Source organism: Streptomyces sp. NPDC044033 (assembly GCF_056434425.1).
This window is the reverse complement of sequence record NZ_JBWKFF010000011.1, coordinates 193,505-211,271: the sequence shown is the minus strand read 5'-3', so window position 1 is coordinate 211,271 and position 17,767 is coordinate 193,505. Positions and strand designations below refer to the sequence as shown.

The window sequence follows — 17,767 nt, the reverse complement described above, 5'->3', positions numbered from 1 at the left end:
TCCGCGAGGAGCCCGGCATGCGCACCGCGACCCCGAGCACGGCCCGCGCCATCAACGACCGCATCGCACTCGAACTCCTCCGCGACGAAGGCCCCTTGACCGCCGGCCAGCTCAGGGCCCGCACCGGGCTCGCCCGGCCCACCATCGCCGACCTCGTCGAACGGCTCCGCGAAGCGGGCCTGATCGCGGTCGTCGGCGAGGCGGGCGCCGAGCGCCGCGGCCCCAACGCCCGGCTGTACGGACTCGTCGCCGACCGCGCGCAACTGGCCGCCGTCGACGTCCGCACCCACAGCGTCACCGTCCGCGTCGTCGACCTGCTCGGCCGTCCGCTCGCCGAGGCGTCGCTGCCCGTCGACCCGGACGCGGATACGGGCCCGCCCTCCGCGGGCGTCCTGCGGAGCGCCGTCGAGCTGGTGGCCCGTACCGCCGAAGAGGCCGGCGCCACCCGTCTGCACAGCATCGGGGTCGGCGCCCCGGGCCTGATCGACCCGGCAACCGGGACGCTCTCGCCCACCGGCGGCCTGCCGCGCTGGCACGGTCAGCTGTCCGCCGCCCTGCACGACCGGCTGGCCGTCCCCGTCCTGCTGGAGAACGAGGTCAACCTCGCCGCCGTCGCCGAACAGCGCCTTGGCGCGGTCCGCGACCGCGACACCTTCGTGCTGCTCTGGCTCGGACTCGGCACCGGCGCGGCTGTCGTCCTGGGCGGCAGACTCCACCGCGGCGCGTCCGGCGGCACCGGCGAGATCGGCTTTCTGCCGGTCCCCGGCACCTCGGCCCTGCCGTCGGCCACCGCCTGCGACGGCGGCTTCCACTCCCTCGCGGGCAGCGCCGCCGTATGCGCCCTCGCCCGAGAGCACGGCGTCCCCGTGGCCGCCGGTGACACCACCGCCGCGGCGGAAGCCGCCGTACGGGCCGGGGCCGGGGCGGGGGAGCCGGGCGGCGGCTTCCTCGACGCGCTGGCGGACCGCGTCGTCCTCGGCGTCGCCGCCCTGTGCGCCGTACTGGACCCGGGCTGCGTCGTCCTCGGCGGCGAGACCGGCCGGGCGGGCGGCGCCGACCTCGCCGGCCGCGTCGAGCGGCGCCTCGCCCGGATGTCCCCGCTGCGCACCGAGGTGCGGGCCACGGCCGTGGGCGGCTCGGCCGTGCTGCGCGGCGCCGTCCTGACCGCGCTGGACGCCGCCCACAACGAGCTGTTCTCGCCGGACCGTTGACCCCGGTTCCGGCCCCGGTTCCGGCAGTGCGAGACGCGGGGCGTAGTGAACCGATGACCCGATGTATGCTCAGATGGCGTCGGGTCGGTCCTTGCCGTGCCCGACGGCCTGCGGACACGAATGCCGCTCTTCCTCCGGCCCCTGGCGGGCTCGGCTCCGATGCCGAGCCGGACGCTCACCGGAGTGCTTCGCGCCGTCGCAGGTAGCGGTCCTTTGCCGTCCCGGCTCCGGGCTCATCCGCAGATCTCCCCGCCCCGTGGGGTCCGCTCACCTTCCCAAGGCTCACCACCGCGATGCCGGAACGCCGCACGCCCGCCGGCCGAGCCGCGCTCGGCGCGCCGCAATCGCACTTCGAATGGGGACAGTTGTGAAGTTGAGCGAACTGCTGGACGGGCACGAACACCAGGTCCTCCAAGGCGACCCGAACACCGCGATCACCGGCGGCATCACCTTCGACGCGGACCGCTCGGCGCCCGGCTCGCTCTACATCGCGGTCCGCGGCCACGCGGAGGGCGGGCCCGAGGCCGTCGGCCGGGCCCTGGCGGGCGGCGCGGTGGCCGTGCTGACCGACGGCGAGGCCCTCGTGCTCCCGGGCGCGACGGACGGCGTATGCGTGGTGCGGGTGCCGGACGCCCGCGTCGCGGCCCCCGTCGTCGCCTCCCGCTACCACGGCGAACCCGGCCGGCGGATGGACCTGGTGGCGATCACCGGAACCAACGGCAAGACCTCGGTCTCGTACATGGTCGAAGCGATCCTCCAGCTCGCCGAGGGCGCGCGGGTGGGCGTCATCGGCACGTCGGGCAGCCGGGTCGGCGGCGAGCCGATCCCCATGCCGAGGTCGGTCCTGACCACGCCGGAATCCCCGGAACTCCAGTACCTGCTCGGCCGCATGCGTGATCGCGGGGCGTCCAGCGTGGTGCTGGAGGCCACCTCGATGGCCCTGCTGACCCACCGGGTGGACCGTACGTTCATCGATGTCGGGGTGTTCACCAACCTCACCCAGGACCACCTCGACGACCACGGCACCATGGACCGGTACAAGCGGGCCAAGCTCCGGCTCTTCCAGGGGCTCTGCCGGCGCGCGGTCATCAACGCCGACGACCCGGTCGGCGCCGAGATCCGGGCGCTGATGCCCGACGCGTCGGTCACCTACGGCATCGACACCGAGGCCGACTACCGGGCGAGTGACCTCTCCGTGGGCGCCTCCGGCAGCCGCTTCACCCTCCACCACGACGGCCAGAAGCACCCGGCCGCCATCCCCTTCCCCGGCCGCTTCTCGGTCTCCAACGCCCTGGCCGCCATCGCCGCCTGCCATCAGCTGGGCCACGACCTCGAAGCGCTGGTCGGCACGCTCGACCGGCTACCGCCCATACCGGGCCGGTTCGAGCGGTACGACACCCGGGACGGCACCTCGGTGATCGTGGACTACGCGCACTCCCCGGACTCGCTGGAGAAGGTCCTCACGACGCTCCGGGGCTTCGCGGCCGCCCGCATCCTGACCGTCTTCGGCTGCGGCGGCGACCGCGACACCACCAAGCGCGCCGCCATGGGCACGATCGCCGGGAACCTCTCCGATCTGTGCGTCCTCACCTCGGACAACCCGCGCACCGAGGACCCGGAGGCGATCCTCGACCACATAGAGACCGGCGTCACGGCGACCGGCACCCCCTTCGAGCGATTCGCCGACCGCCGCCGGGCGATCCGCTTCGCGCTGGCCATGGCCCAGCCCGGCGACATCGTCCTCGTCGCGGGAAAGGGCAGCGAGCCGTACCAGAGCGTCGGCGCGGAACTGATCCCCTTCAAGGACATGGACGTCGTCCGCGAGCTCGCCGAGCCCCCTCAGTCCCCGGGAGCCGGCGACCCGTCCTGCGACGTGTGACCCAGTGCACAACGGCTCGCCCGCATGCCCGGCGATCAGACGTGGCAGACTGGCTGCGTACTGATATACGCAAGCGCACTCCGGGGTCGGTGAAAGTCCGAACCGGCGGTTACAGTCCGCGACCCGGCCGCTTCCAGCGGCCGGTTGACCAGGTGAAACTCCTGGACCGACGGTTAAAGTCCGGATGGGAGGCAGTGCGCGGCGGGCTCGTTTCGGTATGCCGTCGCCGACGGCTCGTCCTCCCCTGGGCGGCCTGTATCCCGGCGCAGGCATCGCCGTTGCGTCGTTCCCGTTTTTGTCGTTCCGACAGCCCCGGAGTCCGTGCCTTATAAGGCAGGAGGACCCGGTGGCCACCTCAGCCGCAGCGCCCCTCGGGGAGCGCGACGCCATGCGCCGCGCCATCGCGCTCGCCGCTCGCGCCCTCGGCGCCACCAGCCCCAATCCCGTCGTCGGCTGTGTCGTCCTCGACGACCGGGGCCGCAGCGCGGGAGAGGGCTGGCACGCACACGCGGGCGGCCCGCACGCCGAGGTCGTCGCACTGCGCACGGCGGGGGAGCGGGCCCGCGGCGGTACCGCCGTCGTCACCCTCGAACCCTGCAACCACACCGGCCGCACCGGCCCCTGCGCCCAGGCCCTCCTCGACGCCGGGATCGCCCGTGTCGTCTACGCCGTCGCCGACCCCACCCCCGCAGCGACCGGCGGCGCCCGCACCCTCGCGGACGCGGGGGTCGACGTCGAGGGTGGCCTGCTCGCCGACGAGGCCGCGGCCGGCAACGAGGCATGGCTGACCTCGGTCCTGCGCCACCGCCCCTTCGTGCTGTGGAAGTACGCGGCCACCCTGGACGGCCGCACCGCCGCCGCCGACGGCACCAGCCGCTGGATCACCTCGCCCGAGGCCCGCGCCGACGTGCACCGGCTGCGCGCCGAGGCCGACGCCGTGATCGTCGGGTCCGGCACGGCCCGTACGGACGACCCGCAGCTCACGGCGCGCATGCCGGCCACCGAGGTCAGCCAGCCGCTGCGGGTCGTCGTGGACACCGCCGCCACCGCCGTGCGGCCCGGCGCCCGCGTCCTGGACGGCACCGCGCCCACCCTCATCGCCGTCGCCGAGGACGCCGACGCCGCGCACCTCGACGGGCTCGCCCCCATCGTCCGCCTGCCGCGCGCCGCCGGCGGCCGCGGCCTGGACATCCACGCCCTGCTCACCGAGGTGTACGGCCGCGGCGTGCGCTCCGTCCTGCTGGAGGGGGGCGCCACCCTCGCCGGCGCCTTCCTCGCCGCCCACGCCGTCGACAAGGTCGTCGGCTATCTCGCCCCCGCGCTGCTCGGCGCCGGGCCCGCCGTGCTGACGGACGCCGGAATCGGCACGATGTCGCAGGCGTTGCGCCTCGATGTGAGCGAGGTCAGCCGCCTCGGCCCCGACCTGCGCGTCACCGCCGTCCCCCGCGTCCGGCACGCCGCCGAACCCGGCCCGGGCCCCGCCGCCACCGGCCCCGCCACCGTCCCGTACTCCGCCCGCTAGGAGAGTCACGTGTTCACCGGAATCGTCGAAGAACTGGGTGAGGTCACCGCCGTCGAGGACCTCGGCGACGCCTCCCGCTTCCGCCTGCGCGGCCCCGCCGTCACCGACGGCGCCCGCCACGGCGACTCGATCGCCGTCAACGGCGTCTGCCTCACCGTCGTCGAAGCGGGCGGCGGCGAGTTCACCGCCGATGTCATGGCCGAGACGCTCGACCGTTCCAGCCTCGCCGACCTCGCCGTGGGCTCCCGCGTCAACCTCGAACGCCCGATGGCGCTCGGCGGCCGGCTCGGCGGCCATCTCGTCCAGGGCCACGTCGACGGTACCGGCACCATCGCCGGCCGCGAACGCTCGGAACACTGGGACATCGTCAGGATCACCCTGCCCGACGGCCTCACCCGCTACATCGTGGAGAAGGGCTCCATCACCGTCGACGGCATCAGCCTCACCGTCGTCGACGCGGGCCCGGACTACTTCACCGTCAGCCTCATCCCCACCACCCTCGCCCTGACCACCCTCGGCCTCAAGCAGCCCGGGGACCGCGTCAACCTTGAGGTGGACGTGCTCGCCAAGTACGTGGAGCGGCTGCTGGGCGCCGACCGTACGGAGACCGCCAAGTGACTGCCATCGGCTGGCTGAACGACGAGGCGTTCGCCGTCCTCGGCCAGCACGTCATCTGGTCCGACATGATCGGCAACACCGTCGGTCTGATCGCTCTCGCCCTCGGCTGGCGGCGCTCCATCTGGACCTGGCCGGCCCAGTTCCTCTCCGGCGTCGTCCTCGTCTCCGCCTACGCCTACGCGCATCTGTCCGGCGGTGTGGGCAAACAACTCCTGGTCATCGGGGTCGCGCTGTGGGGCTGGCGGCTCTGGCAGCGCGGCCGGCGCGACGCGCAGGACGGCTCCATCGCGGTCCGCTTCGCCACCTGGCGCGAGCGCGGACTGCTGGCCGGGGGCACGGCCCTGGGCACCCTCGCCGTCGGCGCGATCTTCAGCGCCGTCCCCGGGCTGTCCTGGAACCCCTGGCCGGACGCGTACATCTTCGTCGGCACCCTCGCCGCGATGGTCGCCCAGGCCCGCGGGCTCGTCGAGTTCTGGTTCGCCTGGCTGCTGGTCGACCTGGTCGGCGTCCCGCTCGCCTTCACCAGCGGCCTGGCCTTCTCCGGCCTCGTCTACGTCGTCTACCTCGGCCTCGTCCTGTGGGGCCTGCGCGACTGGTGGCTGCGGTCCCGCACGAGTACCCAGCAGCCCATCCCGGAAGGAGCGGCGGCATGACCGCATTGCACAGTTGGTACGGGGCCGAAGACCTCACCCTCGACCCCGTAGGGCGGGCGATCAGCGACATCGCGGCCGGCCGCCCCGTCGTCGTGGTCGACGACGAGAGCCGCGAGAACGAGGGCGACCTCGTCGTCGCGGCGGAGAAGGCCACGCCCGAGATCGTCGCCTTCATGATGAGCGAGTGCCGCGGCCTGATCTGCGCGCCGATGGAGGAGAGCGCCCTCGACCGGCTCGACCTGCCGCAGATGGTCGCCCGGAACACCGAGTCGATGAGCACCGCCTTCACCGTCTCCGTCGACGCGAGCGCCGCGCACGCCGTCACCACCGGCATCTCCGCCGCCGACCGGGCCACCACCATCCGGCTGCTGGCCGACGCGGGCTCCGAGCCCGGCGACTTCGTCCGCCCCGGCCACGTCTTCCCGCTGCGCGCCCGCTCCGGCGGCGTCCTGGTCCGGGCCGGCCACACCGAGGCCGGCGTCGACCTCGCCCGCCTCGCCGGGCTGCGTCCGGCCGCCGCCATCGTGGAGATCGCGGGCGAGGACGGCGCGATGCTGCGCCTGCCCGAGCTGGTGCCCTTCGCCCGCAAGCACGGCCTCGCGATCATCTCCATCGAGGACCTCGTCGCCTATCGCCGCTCCGCCGAGCCCACCGTCCGCCGCGAGGCCGCCACCAGTCTGCCCACCGCGTTCGGCGACTTCCGCGCGTACGGCTATCGCTCCACCGTCGACGGCGTCGAACACATCGCGTTGGTCAGCGGCGACATCGGGGACGGCGAGGACCTCCTGGTCCGCGTCCACTCCGAGTGCCTGACCGGCGACATCTTCGGCTCGCAGCGCTGCGACTGCGGCCCGCAGCTGCACGCCTCCCTGGAGCGCGTCACCGCCGAGGGCCGCGGCGTGGTCCTCTACCTCCGCGGCCACGAGGGCCGCGGCATCGGCCTGCTGTCCAAGCTGCGCGCGTACGAGCTCCAGGAGCGCGGCCGCGACACGCTCGACGCCAACCTGGAGCTGGGGCTGCCCGCCGACGCCCGGGACTACGCCGCCGGTGCGCAGATCCTCGCCGACCTCGGCGTGCGCAGCCTGCGGCTGATGACCAACAACCCCGACAAGGTCGCGGCCCTCGTCCGGCACGGCCTGGTGGTCACGGGCCGGGAACCCATGCCCGTACAGGCCCAGGAGCACAACCTGCGCTACCTGCGCACCAAGCGGGACCGGATGGGGCACGACCTGCCGTGGCTGGACGCCGAGCGCGCGTCCGCCTGCGGCAACCAGTAGCCGGCAGTACTCACCAGCACCAGCATCAGCACCAGAACAGCATCAGCATCAGCACAGCACCAGCACCGAGGAGAGACGTGAGCGGCAAAGGCGCACCCGAACTGAGTGTGAAGAACTGTGGCGACCTGCGCGTGGCGGTCATCGCGGCGCAGTGGCACGAGAAGGTCATGGACGGCCTCGTCGACGGCGCGCTGCGCGCCCTCGGCGAGCTGGGCATCGACGAGCCCACCGTGCTGCGGGTGCCGGGCAGCTTCGAGCTGCCCGTCGTCGCGAAGGTCCTCGCCGGCCGCGGCTACGACGCGATCGTCGCCCTCGGCGTCGTCATCCGCGGCGGCACCCCGCACTTCGAATACGTCTGCCAAGGCGTGACCCAGGGGCTCGCCCAGGTCAGCGTCGACACCGGCGTGCCCATCGGCTTCGGCGTGCTGACCTGTGACACTGAGGAGCAGGCCCTGGACCGGGCCGGCATCGCGGGGTCCACCGAGGACAAGGGGCACGAGGCGGTCACCGCCGCCGTCGCCACCGCGACCACGCTGCGCTCCGTGTCGGAGCCCTGGCGCTGAACCCCGGCCCGCGACCCCGTAGGCTTGGCTCCACCATGGCCAACAAGACATTCGAGGAGCTCTTCGCCGAGCTCCAGCACAAGGCCGCCTCCGGCGACCCCAGCACTTCCCGCACCGCCGAACTGGTGGACAAGGGTGTGCATGCCATCGGCAAGAAGGTCGTCGAGGAGGCCGCCGAGGTGTGGATGGCAGCCGAGTACGAGGGCGCCGCCGCCACCGCCGAGGAGATCTCCCAGCTGCTGTACCACGTTCAGGTGATGATGGTCGCCCGGGGGATCTCCCTCGACGACGTATACGCTCACCTCTGACCCGGCCCCGGCCGGGCCCCGCACACACCCCGACGTCCAACACCCCGACGTACAAAGGAAACAGACCTCATGCTGCGCATCGCCGTCCCCAACAAGGGTTCTCTCTCCGAGCCTGCGTCGGCGATGCTCCATGAGGCCGGTTACCGGCAGCGCAAGGACCGCAGGGAACTCGTCCTCGTCGACGCCGCCAACGAGGTCGAGTTCTTCTTCCTGCGCCCCCGCGACATCGCCGTGTACGTGGGCAGCGGCAAGCTGGACATCGGCATCACCGGCCGCGACCTCCTGCTCGACTCCGGCGCGCGCGCCGAGGAGATCATGCAGCTCGGCTTCGCCGGCTCCACCTTCCGCTACGCCACCCGCCCCGGCACCGCCAAGGACGTCGGCGACTTCGGCGGCATGACCGTCGCCACCTCCTTCAACGGGCTGGTCAGCAAGCACCTCGCCGACCACGGCGTGGACGCTGCCGTCGTCCACCTCGACGGGGCCGTCGAGACCGCCATCCAGCTCGGCGTCGCCGAGATCATCGCCGATGTCGTCGAGACCGGCACCACGCTGCGCAACGCGGGCCTGGAGATCATCGGCGAGCCGATCCTGGAGTCCGAGGCCGTCGTCATCCGCCGCACCGGCGAGGGCGTCGACGACCCCAAGGTCCGGCAGTTCCTCCGCCGGATGCAGGGCGTCCTCGTCGCCCGGCGGTACGTGATGATGGACTACGACATCCGGGTCGAGCACGTCGAGCGCGCCGTCGCCCTCACCCCCGGCCTGGAGTCGCCCACCGTCTCCCCGCTGCACCACGAGGGCTGGGTCGCGGTCCGCTCGATGGTCCCGTCCAGCGACGCCCAGCGCGTCATGGACGAGCTGTACGAACTGGGCGCCCGCGCGATCCTCACCACGGGCATCCACGCCTGCCGCCTCTGAGCACCCGGAAAGCCCGCCTACCCACCACGAGAGACGATGGCCGTGTCCGCGCCCCAGCCCGACCTCCCCGCCCTGCCGGTCACCTTCCGGCCCACCCGTACCCGGGTCGTCCTGCTGACCGTGGGCATCGCCGTGCTCGTCGCGCTCACCGTGATGTCGCTGATGCTGGAGACCCTGAGCGCCGGCGACAAGACCACCTTCATCGGCACCGGCGTGGTGATCTTCGCGGTGCTGGCGCTGCTCAGCCGCCCCAAGATCGTCGCCGGTCCCGACGGCATCGTCGTCGTCAATCTCACGACGACCCGCCGACTGGACTGGGCGCAGATCGTCCGCGTCAACCTGCGCCCCGGCGACGCCTGGGTCCACCTCGACCTCGCCGACGGCACCAGCCTGCCCGCCATGGGCATCCAGCCCGGCGTCGCCAAGGAGCAGGCCATCGGCGACGCCCGCGCGCTGCGCGCCCTGGCCGAGACGCACGGCGCGGGCGCGGCTTCCGTCTGAGGCGGCTGCCCCGTGCGGGGCCTCCTTGATTACTCTGGTGCCACGGGCACACACCGTGCTCCGCCCCGCATCCAAGCGGCCGCGTCCCAACCGGCCGGCGGGGGACCTGCGAACCGAGGAGTGACTCCCTCCAGCGATGGACGGATCGTCCTGTAGTACCTGCGCCGCCCCCCACCATGAGGCGGCGGCATGAGCGTCACCATGTCTCTCCTGCTGCTCGCGGCAGCCCTCCTTCTCATCCTGGCCAACGGCTTCTTCGTCGCCGCCGAATTCGGGCTGGTGACCGTCGAGAAGCCGGAGGCGGAGCGGGCCGCCGCCGGCGGTGACCGCCGCGCCAAGACCGTCGTCGAGGCGCTCCGCGAACTCTCCTTCCAACTCTCGGGCACCCAGCTGGGCATCACCATCACCTCGCTGGTGGTGGGCATGCTCGCGGAGCCCGCGCTCGGACGGCTGCTGGCCGCCCCCTTCTCGGCCGTCGGCCTGCCCGGCGGCGCCGGAGCGGGCGCCGCGGTCGTCGTCGGCATGCTGGTGGCCTCCGCCGTACAGATGATCATCGGCGAGCTGGTGCCCAAGAACTGGGCGGTCTCCCGGCCGCTTCAGGTCGCGCGGTTCGTCGCCGGCCCGCAGCACGCCTTCACCCGCTTCTTCCGGCCCGTGATCACCGCCCTCAACAAGGTCGCCAACCGGCTCGTACGGGCCCTGGGCGTCGAACCCGCCGACGAGCTGGCCTCGGCCCGTACGCCCGGCGAGCTCGTCTCGCTCGCCCGGCACTCGGCGCTCGCCGGGGCCATCGAGCAGGACACCGCCGACCTGTTCGTGCGGACGCTCTCGCTCGGCGAGCTGACCGCGCAGCACGTGATGACGCCGCGCGTGAAGGTCAGCGCCCTCCAGTCGTCCGCGACCGCCGAGGACGTCCTGAACCTCACCCGTGCCACCGGCCTCTCCCGCTTCCCGGTCTACCGCGAGCGCCTGGACGAGGTCGTCGGCATGGTCCACCTCAAGGACGCGCTGGCGGTGCCCGCGCACGAGCGGCTGCGGACCCCCGTGGGCCGCGTCGCCGTGCCCCCGATGCTCGTCCCCGAGACGCTGCCCGTACGGCCGCTGCTGGAGCGGCTCCGCAGCGAGCAGCCGATAGCCGTGGTCGTCGACGAGTACGGCGGCACGGCCGGGGTCGTGACCCTGGAGGACATCGTGGAGGAACTGGTCGGCGAGGTCCGTGACGAACACGACGGCCACGACCTCCCCGAGCTTGCCGCCGCCCTCGCCGAGGACGGGCGGCCCGCCTGGGACGCCGACGGCGGCTGCCGGGTCGACACCCTGCGCCGCATCGGGCTGCGCGCCCCGGACGGCCCGTACGAGACCGTGGCCGGCCTCGTCGCCACGCTGCTCGGACGCATCCCGGCCCCCGGCGACAGCGCCGAACTGCCCGGCTGGCGGCTGTCGGTGCGCCAAGTCGGCCACCACCGCGCCGAACGGGTGCGGATCGCACGGACCGGCGGCACGCAGGGAGAGAACCGATGAGCCTGCTGCAACTCTTCTTCGCCCTCCTGCTGGTGCTCACCAACGGCTTCTTCGTGGGGGCCGAGTTCGCGCTCGTCTCCGTACGCCGGAGCCAGATCGAGCCGCGCGCCGCCGAGGGCTCGGCGCGCGCCCGCACCGTCCTGACCGGACTGGAGAACCTGCCGCAGATGATGGCGGCGGCCCAGTTCGGCATCACCGTCTGCTCGCTGACGCTCGGCGCGGTCGCCGAACCGACCGTGGCGCACCTGCTGGAGCCCGTCTTCCACGCGGCCCACCTGCCCGAGCAGCTGATCCACCCCTTCGGCTACGCCATCGCGCTCGCCGTGGTGGTCTTCCTGCACCTGGTCATCGGCGAGATGGTGCCCAGGAACCTGGCCATGTCCGCCCCCGACCGGGCGGCGCTGTGGCTGGGGCCCGGACTGGTCGCCTTCGCGCGGCTGTGCCGGCCGGTCACCGCGCTGCTCGGCGCGTGCGCCCGCGGCGTGCTGAAGCTCTTCGGCGTCGAGCCCAAGGACGAGATCGAGGCGGTCTTCACCAGCGAGCAGCTGACCCACCTCGTCGACGACTCCCGGCAGGCGGGGCTGCTCGACCCCGAGGCGCAGGAGCGGCTGGAGGACGCGCTGGAGCTGGGCAGCCGCCCGGTCACCGACGTCCTCCTGGACGCGGCCACCCTGGTCACCATCGACCCGTCGGCCACCCCCCGGCAGATCGAGGAGCTGACCGTACGGACCGGCTACTCGCGCTTCCCGGTCCGTGCCCCCGGCGGTGCCTTCATGGGATATCTGCACGTCAAGGACGTACTGGAGCTGGAGGACCGGGACCGGGCGGTGCCGCAGCACGTCTGGCGGCGCATCGACACGCTACGGGCCGAACTGCCCCTGGACGACGCGCTCACCGTGCTGCGCCGGGCCGCAGCGCACCTGGCGGCCGTCGCGGACTCCTCGGGCCGGGTGCTGGGCCTCGTCGCGCTGGAGGACGTACTGGAGAAGCTGGTCGGCGAGGTCCGCGACCCGGCACACCGGACCGTGCCGCAGGCCCGGACCGACTCGGTCCCGGGCGACCTGCCGCGGCGGCCCCTGGCGGTGGGCGGCACGCCGCTGGTGCCCGCCGAGCGGGACGCGATGGCGGGCTGAGAAGCGGTGCGCGGGCTGCCGGACGGCGGCCCGCGCAGGCGCCGGGGGAGCGCCGGCGGGCTGCTGAACGGCGGCCCGCCGGGCTACTGCGGCTCCCGCGGGTCGCGGTCCAGCGGGCCGCGGCCCGAGAGGACCTCGCCGTACGCCTGCATCAGATCCGGCAGCCGCAGCGTGGCGAGGTCGGCGCGGGTGGGGGTGGCCGGGAAGCCCGACAGCCGCAGATCGCGGTAGGCGCAGCTCTTCTCGTAAAGGGTGCGCAGAAAGCGGCCGTTGCCCAGCTCGTCGATCCAGCCCTGCTCGACGACGTGCCCGCTGATGCTGCGCAGCTCCTCCAGGGACTCGTCGTCCCAGCCGTCGCCGTTCTCGGCGGCCAGCACCTCGCCGATGCTGGTGAGTTCGAGCGGACGGTAGCTGGGGAAGTCGACCCGGGTGGTGAAACGGGAACCGAGACCGGGGTTGGCGGCGAGCAGCCGGTCCATGCCCTCCGGATAGCCGGCCAGAATCACCACCAGCCGGTCGCGGTTGTCCTCGGCGCGCTTGAGCAGCACCTGGAGCGCCTCGTCGCCGTAGGCGTCGCCCTTGCTGTAGCCGGAGTTGGAGAGGCTGTACGCCTCGTCGACGAAGAGCACCCCGCCCAGCGCCGAATCGATCAGCTCATTGGCCTTGACGGCGGTCTGGCCGAGGAACTCGCCGACCAGATCGGCCCGCTGCGCCTCCACCAGATGATCGCCGCCGAGCAGCCCGAGCGCGTAGAAGACCCGCCCGAGGATGCGGGCGACCGTGGTCTTGCCGGTGCCGGAGGGGCCGGAGAAGACGAAATGCCGTTTCGGCGGCTGCACGGGCAGGCCCTGCCCGGCCCGCAGCCGCGCCATGTGCAACTGCGCGGAGAGCGCCCGCACCTGCCGCTTCACGGGTTCCAGCCCCACCATCCGCTCCAGCTCGCCGAGCGCCCGCGCGAGCAGCACGGGGTCGGAGGGGCCGGCGGGGGGCCCGTCGCCGGGCTGGACGGGCAGCCGGGCCTTCGCCCGTATGCCGTCGGAGTCGAGGGGCGCGGCCCCGGGCGGCGCGGCGCCGGGGAGCTCGGGGTCCAGACCGGCGAGCAGATCGCGGCCGTCCGCCGCGCCGTCGGCGGGCGACGTCTCGGGGTCGGCCGCCGCGTCCTGGCCGATCCCCGCCAGCGATACGGCCGCGAGGTCCGACTCGACGGGCCCGTCGAAGCCGTCCCCGTCGGCGATGGCGGCGAGCCGGGCGGCGGTGTCCATGAACGCCGTGTCGACGCGGTGCACGGCGCGGTAGAGGGGGAGCGCGGCGGCGCTGCGGCCGGTGCCCTCGTGCGCGCGGGCGAGCCAGTAGCGCAGCTCCTTGCGCTGCGGCTGCTCGCTGCGGCAGCGCATCAGGGCGGCGGCCAGCAGCGGCTCGGCCTGTCCGTACATCTCCAGCCGGACCCGGGCCATGCCGCCGAACAGCCCGGCTTCGATGCCCAGGACCGGATCGTCGAGGAGCGGTTCGGTATGGCGTACGAGCTGGTCCCAGTCCTTGACGAGATAGGCGCGGCACGCGTGCAGGAACCGCACCTGCGCGTCGGCCTCGACGGGCGGGCAGCCGGCCAGCGCCCGGTCCAGATCGGGTACGTGGCGGCCGTCGAGCCAGTGGGAGGCGTGGGCGAGCAGCAGATCGCGGCCGCTCTCCAGCACCGGCTGCACCCACCAGCCGAGCCAGTACCAGGAATTGAGGGAGCGCCGGTGGCGGGCGCGCTGCTCGCCGAAGCGGTCGCGGTGGCGGTGCATGCGCAGCAGTGCGGTGGTGGTGTCGGCGCGCAGCGCGTGCAGGCCGAGCCAGGCGTCTGCCATCGCCGGATCGATGCGGACCGCGACCCGGAACTCCTCCTCGGCCTGCGCGTACGCGCCCATGGTGTAGGCGTCGACGGCGCGCAGCCAGGCGAGTTCGGCCGGGGCGGGTGAGCCCTGCGTGCCGAATTCCATCACGTCCCCCACAAACCGTGCCCCCGTAGCGTGCCGCCGGGCGAGTGCCTGGCCGCGCTTTCTGACCGTTGTGCCGTGGACGGGAGTTGACCATTGCGTCGGCGCCCTCGTGCGGCGGCCCGCCGAGTACGCCGTTTGGCATCGTACCTGCGGAGTTGCCGTCGACCGAAGGGTGCCGCACGGCTGTTCGCGGTGCGAAGGGGAATCCTGGCTGTGGTAACCGAGGGTAAGGGCTGATATGCGCAAAGGCCGCAAATAACCGCCCGGGGGCAGAACGAAGCCCCCGATCACGGGGGAACAACCGGGGGCTTCGTGTCTGCCGGCGGCCTTCGCAGGCCGCACATTGAGAACGTAAGTCCTGTACGCCCCCCAGGTCAAGCGGAGTTGAGGCACTCGGCGGGGATCGCTCGGCGGCGAAAAACGGACCGATCGCACCCGCTCACGGAGCGTAAGGGAAAGGGCGGTTCAGCGGGGCCCGGCGGGCCCCGGCAGTACCTCATACCCCTGATCCCGCGAGAACACCAGAAGTTCGGCGTACGGACGTGAGGGGTCCGCGGCGAAATGTGACCGCTCCGCGCGCATCCAGCCGTCCCAGAATCCGGACAGCTCGGGACCGTCACGGAGTTGACCCCGCTCCCAGGAGTCGCCGGGCGGCATCTCCATCCACAGCAGACACGTCAGAAACGGCCGCAGCGCCCGCCGCCCGGCCCCCACGCCCTCGACGAGGACGACCGGCGCGGGGCCGACCTCCTTCACCTCGGAGAACCGCCGCCGCACCCAGTCGTACGCGCCGTACCGCGCCGCCTCCCCGCGCCCCAGCGGGCCGATCACCTGCTCGCACAGCCGGCCCGTCCAGCCGAACAGCTCCTCGTGCGTCGCGAGGTCGTCCAGATGCAGCACCGGAGCGCCGCCGAGCGCCTCGGACAGCCGCCCCGCGAACGTGGTCTTGCCGGAACCCGCGTGCCCGTCCACGGCGACCAGCCGCACCGGCCCGAGGGACGGCGGCAGCGCCCCGAGCCGCCGGGCGAGCACGTCGAGCGGAGCGGGGGGACCGAAGGGATCTTTCACCCGGACACCTTACGGGCCGCCGCCGGGCGGCCCGTAAGGCGCCGGCGGCGGCCCTCGCCCATATTCGCGGCGCGCCGCAAGGGGAATCACTGGTCCAGGACGGCAGAAGCGGGCGATAGTTGTGCCGCGCTCATGCAGTTCCCGCCCCATCCGCAGACGACTGGGGGACACCCGCCATGACCAGCAACCCCACTCCACGCCGCACCGTGCTAGCCGTCGCCATCGGCGTCGTCGCCGCGACCGCCTCCTCCACGGCCCACGCCGCGCCGCGCCGCGGTCCCCAGCAGCCGGAGGGCCCGGCAGATCCCGTGCCCGGCGCCCCGGACGAGAGTGCGACGACGGTCGCGGCCATCGACTTCCACGGCTGGACCAGCTACGGGGACTGGCGGTGCGGCACCGCGGAGGGGACCCGGGTCGAGAGCGGCGCCCGGCCGGGCGTGGTCATCGACCACCCTGTCGGCACCGCGCTCTACCCCGACCCGCACACCGGAACCCAGGCCACCTGGGAGTACGCGACCTGGACCTCTCCGCCGCGCACCCTGCCCGCGCCCGCCGGCGAGGCCGTGGTCTCCTGGAACGCGCACACCCCGCACGGCACCTGGCTCCAGATCGAGCTCCACGGCACGTATACGGACGGCACCAGCACCCCCTGGTACGTGATGGGCCGCTGGACCTCCGGCGACGCCGCCGGGGACATCCGGCGCACCTCCCTCGACGACCAGCGCGACGGCAAGAGCAGCATTTCCACGGACACCTTCGCCATGGACACCGCCGCCGGCCAGCTCCGCCTGGCCTCGTACGAGCTGAAGGCCACCCTCTACCGCACGCCGGGCACCCGGCTCACGCCCACCGTGTGGCGGCTCGGCGTGATGGCCTCCGACCTGCCCGACCGCTTCACGGTGCCCGCCTCGACGCCGGGGCCGGGCAGCGCGCGCGAGCTGAAGGTGCCGCGCTACTCGCAGGAGACCCACAAGGGGCAGTACCCGGAGTACGACAACGGCGGCGAGGCGTGGTGCAGCCCCACCTCCTCGCAGATGATCATCGAGTACTGGGGCCGCCGCCCCACCGCGGCGGACCTGGCCTGGGTCAACCCCTCCTACGCGGACCCCCAGATCTGCCACGCCGCCCGCTATACGTACGACTACCAGTACCAGGGCTGCGGCAACTGGCCCTTCAACGCCGCCTACGCCGCGACCTACCGCGACATGCAGGGCGTCGTCACCCGGCTGGGCTCCCTGAACGACGCCGAGAAGCTCATCCGCGTCGGCATCCCCCTCATCACCTCCCAGTCCTTCCTGGCCACCGAGCTGGACGGCGCGGGCTACGGCACGGCGGGCCACCTGATGACGGTCGTCGGCTTCACCGCCGACGGCGACGTCATCGCCAACGACCCGGCGTCGCCCACCAACGCGGCGGTCCGGCACGTCTACAAGCGCCGCCAGTGGGAGAACATCTGGCTCAGAACGAAGCGCTACAACGCCTCCAACAAGGTGGTCGGCGGCACCGGCGGGATCTGCTACCTCTACTTTCCCACCGATGTGAGCGCGGAGCAGCGGCGCGTCCTGCGGTCCTTCGGTATCCGCTGACCGGCGGGGCGAGGCCCGCCGCCGTAAGGGGCGTCAGCCGTTCGGCGCGGCGAGAGTGTCGCGGTACCACTGGATGGTGGTGCGCAGGGCGTCCCGCATGGGGGTGGCGCGCAGCCCCAGCGCCTCGGTGATGGCCGTGTCGTCCATGACGAACGGCTCGGTGTGCCAGTAGAAGAGCTCGGCGTACTCGTCCATGAACTTCGCGTCGAACGGGCCCCAGGGCTTCGGTTCGGTCAGGACCTCGGCGCGGACCGGGCGGCCGATCTCCTGCGCGACGAGGTCGTGCACCTGGCGGGTGGTCAGCGCGGGGGCCACCGGCAGGTGCCACAGCCGGCCCCAGGCGTCCTCGCGTTCGGCGAGGGCGGCGAGGCCGGTGGCGATGTCCGGGACGTAGCTGTAACTGTGCGGCAGGTCGATGTCGCCCATGGCGCCCACCGGCTCGCCGCTCAGCGCCGGCGGGAAGACGCCCCCGCCGAGGGACGACGTCAGCGTGCGGGGGCCGAAGAAGTCCGCGGCCATCCCGAGCACCACGCGGGCGTCGCCCCGGCGGTGCGCCTCCAGGTAGCGCTCGGCGATCCGGGCCCGTACCCGGCCCTTGAGCGACGTGGCGGCGAACGGGCTGCGCTCCGTCATGGGGACGCCGCCCGTCGGCCCGTACAGGTTGAGCGTCTCGACGGTGACCAGGACGGCTCCGCTGCGCCCGACCACCTCCAGAAGCGCGTCCTGGATGCGGGGGAGCGTCTCGGGCTGCTGCGCGTACGGGACGTGCGTGCAGTTGTAGACGGCGGTGGCGTCCTCGGTGACCTCGCGCAGCCGCGCGGTGTCCGTGACGTCCGCGGTGACGAGGGTCGCGCCCGCCGGCAGCGCGGCGCGGCCCGAGCGGTTGACGCAGCGGACGCGGTGGCCGCGGGCGAGGAGTTCGTCGGCGAGCGCGAGGCCCGAGGGGCCCGTGCCCAGGACGACATGCGATTGACGAGCGCTCATGAACCGATCCCCTTGGTTAGCTCTTCATGTCTTAGTTAGAAGC

General features: G+C 73.1%; 16 protein-coding genes and 1 riboswitch. Of the genes, 13 read left to right on the top strand and 3 right to left on the bottom strand.

The features are described 5' to 3' along the window. The first annotated feature begins 17 nt into the window (after window positions 1-17). The 12 genes from AC07AB_RS21060 to AC07AB_RS21005 all read left to right on the top strand — a co-directional run bounded on the left by AC07AB_RS21060 (window position 18) and on the right by AC07AB_RS21005 (window position 12,104). Window positions 18-1,211 carry an ROK family transcriptional regulator gene (locus AC07AB_RS21060; RefSeq protein WP_478569075.1) on the top strand — a complete coding sequence of 398 codons (1,194 nt, stop codon included), beginning with the start codon at window positions 18-20 and terminating at the stop codon, window positions 1,209-1,211. Between the two features lie 367 nt (window positions 1,212-1,578). Continuing rightward, a complete protein-coding gene (locus AC07AB_RS21055; RefSeq protein WP_478569072.1) occupies window positions 1,579-3,090 on the top strand; it encodes a UDP-N-acetylmuramoyl-L-alanyl-D-glutamate--2,6-diaminopimelate ligase in 1,512 nt (503 codons plus the stop codon). A 71-nt stretch (window positions 3,091-3,161) separates the two neighbouring features. After that, a riboswitch (FMN riboswitch) is annotated at window positions 3,162-3,292 on the top strand. A 186-nt stretch (window positions 3,293-3,478) separates the two neighbouring features. After that, window positions 3,479-4,612 (top strand): bifunctional diaminohydroxyphosphoribosylaminopyrimidine deaminase/5-amino-6-(5-phosphoribosylamino)uracil reductase RibD, encoded by a 1,134-nt coding sequence (ribD, locus tag AC07AB_RS21050; protein WP_478569236.1) that lies wholly within the window; start codon window positions 3,479-3,481, stop codon window positions 4,610-4,612. A 9-nt stretch (window positions 4,613-4,621) separates the two neighbouring features. After that, complete coding sequence (locus AC07AB_RS21045; RefSeq protein ID WP_478569069.1) at window positions 4,622-5,230, top strand: riboflavin synthase; 609 nt, start codon at window positions 4,622-4,624, stop codon at window positions 5,228-5,230. Next, on the top strand, window positions 5,227-5,883 hold the full coding sequence (locus tag AC07AB_RS21040; RefSeq protein ID WP_478569066.1) for a nicotinamide mononucleotide transporter family protein: 657 nt from the start codon (window positions 5,227-5,229) through the stop codon (window positions 5,881-5,883). Before AC07AB_RS21045 ends, AC07AB_RS21040 begins: the two co-directional genes overlap by 4 nt. Then, window positions 5,880-7,160 (top strand): bifunctional 3,4-dihydroxy-2-butanone-4-phosphate synthase/GTP cyclohydrolase II, encoded by a 1,281-nt coding sequence (locus AC07AB_RS21035; protein ID WP_478569063.1) that lies wholly within the window; start codon window positions 5,880-5,882, stop codon window positions 7,158-7,160. Before AC07AB_RS21040 ends, AC07AB_RS21035 begins: the two co-directional genes overlap by 4 nt. Before the next feature lie 77 nt (window positions 7,161-7,237). After that, window positions 7,238-7,723, top strand: a complete 486-nt coding sequence (ribH, locus tag AC07AB_RS21030; RefSeq protein ID WP_478569060.1) for a 6,7-dimethyl-8-ribityllumazine synthase — start codon at window positions 7,238-7,240, stop codon at window positions 7,721-7,723. A 35-nt stretch (window positions 7,724-7,758) separates the two neighbouring features. Next, window positions 7,759-8,031 (top strand): phosphoribosyl-ATP diphosphatase, encoded by a 273-nt coding sequence (locus AC07AB_RS21025; RefSeq protein ID WP_478569057.1) that lies wholly within the window; start codon window positions 7,759-7,761, stop codon window positions 8,029-8,031. 69 nt (window positions 8,032-8,100) lie between these two features. Beyond that, window positions 8,101-8,949: an ATP phosphoribosyltransferase gene (hisG, locus tag AC07AB_RS21020; RefSeq protein WP_478569054.1), complete on the top strand. Its 849-nt coding sequence runs from the start codon at window positions 8,101-8,103 to the stop codon at window positions 8,947-8,949. A gap of 36 nt (window positions 8,950-8,985) precedes the next feature. Continuing rightward, entirely contained in the window at window positions 8,986-9,450 is a 465-nt protein-coding gene (locus tag AC07AB_RS21015; protein WP_478569051.1) for a PH domain-containing protein, read from the top strand. Between the two features lie 189 nt (window positions 9,451-9,639). Beyond that, window positions 9,640-10,971: a hemolysin family protein gene (locus AC07AB_RS21010; RefSeq protein ID WP_478569048.1), complete on the top strand. Its 1,332-nt coding sequence runs from the start codon at window positions 9,640-9,642 to the stop codon at window positions 10,969-10,971. After that, window positions 10,968-12,104, top strand: coding sequence for a hemolysin family protein (locus AC07AB_RS21005; RefSeq protein WP_478569045.1), 1,137 nt, complete (start codon window positions 10,968-10,970; stop codon window positions 12,102-12,104). The genes AC07AB_RS21010 and AC07AB_RS21005 overlap by 4 nt, the downstream gene beginning before the upstream one ends. Window positions 12,105-12,187: 83 nt before the next feature. Here the strand turns inward: AC07AB_RS21005 and AC07AB_RS21000 are convergent, their stop codons facing one another. Beyond that, window positions 12,188-14,086, bottom strand: coding sequence for an AAA family ATPase (locus AC07AB_RS21000; RefSeq protein ID WP_478569042.1), 1,899 nt, complete (start codon window positions 14,084-14,086; stop codon window positions 12,188-12,190). Window positions 14,087-14,551: 465 nt separating this feature from the next. After that, window positions 14,552-15,154 (bottom strand): uridine kinase family protein, encoded by a 603-nt coding sequence (locus AC07AB_RS20995; protein ID WP_478569039.1) that lies wholly within the window; start codon window positions 15,152-15,154, stop codon window positions 14,552-14,554. Window positions 15,155-15,330: 176 nt separating this feature from the next. On the opposite strand from AC07AB_RS20995, the gene AC07AB_RS20990 reads away from it, so the two are divergent. After that, window positions 15,331-16,740, top strand: a complete 1,410-nt coding sequence (locus AC07AB_RS20990; protein ID WP_478569036.1) for a peptidase C39 family protein — start codon at window positions 15,331-15,333, stop codon at window positions 16,738-16,740. Between the two features lie 33 nt (window positions 16,741-16,773). Here the strand turns inward: AC07AB_RS20990 and AC07AB_RS20985 are convergent, their stop codons facing one another. After that, window positions 16,774-17,724 carry an NAD-dependent epimerase/dehydratase family protein gene (locus AC07AB_RS20985; protein WP_478569033.1) on the bottom strand — a complete coding sequence of 317 codons (951 nt, stop codon included), beginning with the start codon at window positions 17,722-17,724 and terminating at the stop codon, window positions 16,774-16,776. Between the last annotated feature and the right edge of the window lie 43 nt (window positions 17,725-17,767).

What these genes read in the sequence shown, in the direction of transcription:
- AC07AB_RS21060 (WP_478569075.1), top strand. Translation starts at nt 18, where the DNA reads ATGCGCACCGCGACCCCGAGCACGGCCCGCGCCATCAACGACCGCATC.
- AC07AB_RS20985 (WP_478569033.1), bottom strand. Translation starts at nt 17,724, where the DNA reads ATGAGCGCTCGTCAATCGCATGTCGTCCTGGGCACGGGCCCCTCGGGC.
- AC07AB_RS21010 (WP_478569048.1), top strand. Translation starts at nt 9,640, where the DNA reads ATGAGCGTCACCATGTCTCTCCTGCTGCTCGCGGCAGCCCTCCTTCTC.
- AC07AB_RS20990 (WP_478569036.1), top strand. Translation starts at nt 15,331, where the DNA reads ATGACCAGCAACCCCACTCCACGCCGCACCGTGCTAGCCGTCGCCATC.
- AC07AB_RS21000 (WP_478569042.1), bottom strand. Translation starts at nt 14,086, where the DNA reads ATGGAATTCGGCACGCAGGGCTCACCCGCCCCGGCCGAACTCGCCTGG.
- hisG (WP_478569054.1), top strand. Translation starts at nt 8,101, where the DNA reads ATGCTGCGCATCGCCGTCCCCAACAAGGGTTCTCTCTCCGAGCCTGCG.
- AC07AB_RS21035 (WP_478569063.1), top strand. Translation starts at nt 5,880, where the DNA reads ATGACCGCATTGCACAGTTGGTACGGGGCCGAAGACCTCACCCTCGAC.
- ribD (WP_478569236.1), top strand. Translation starts at nt 3,479, where the DNA reads ATGCGCCGCGCCATCGCGCTCGCCGCTCGCGCCCTCGGCGCCACCAGC.
- AC07AB_RS21025 (WP_478569057.1), top strand. Translation starts at nt 7,759, where the DNA reads ATGGCCAACAAGACATTCGAGGAGCTCTTCGCCGAGCTCCAGCACAAG.
- AC07AB_RS21015 (WP_478569051.1), top strand. Translation starts at nt 8,986, where the DNA reads ATGGCCGTGTCCGCGCCCCAGCCCGACCTCCCCGCCCTGCCGGTCACC.
- AC07AB_RS21005 (WP_478569045.1), top strand. Translation starts at nt 10,968, where the DNA reads ATGAGCCTGCTGCAACTCTTCTTCGCCCTCCTGCTGGTGCTCACCAAC.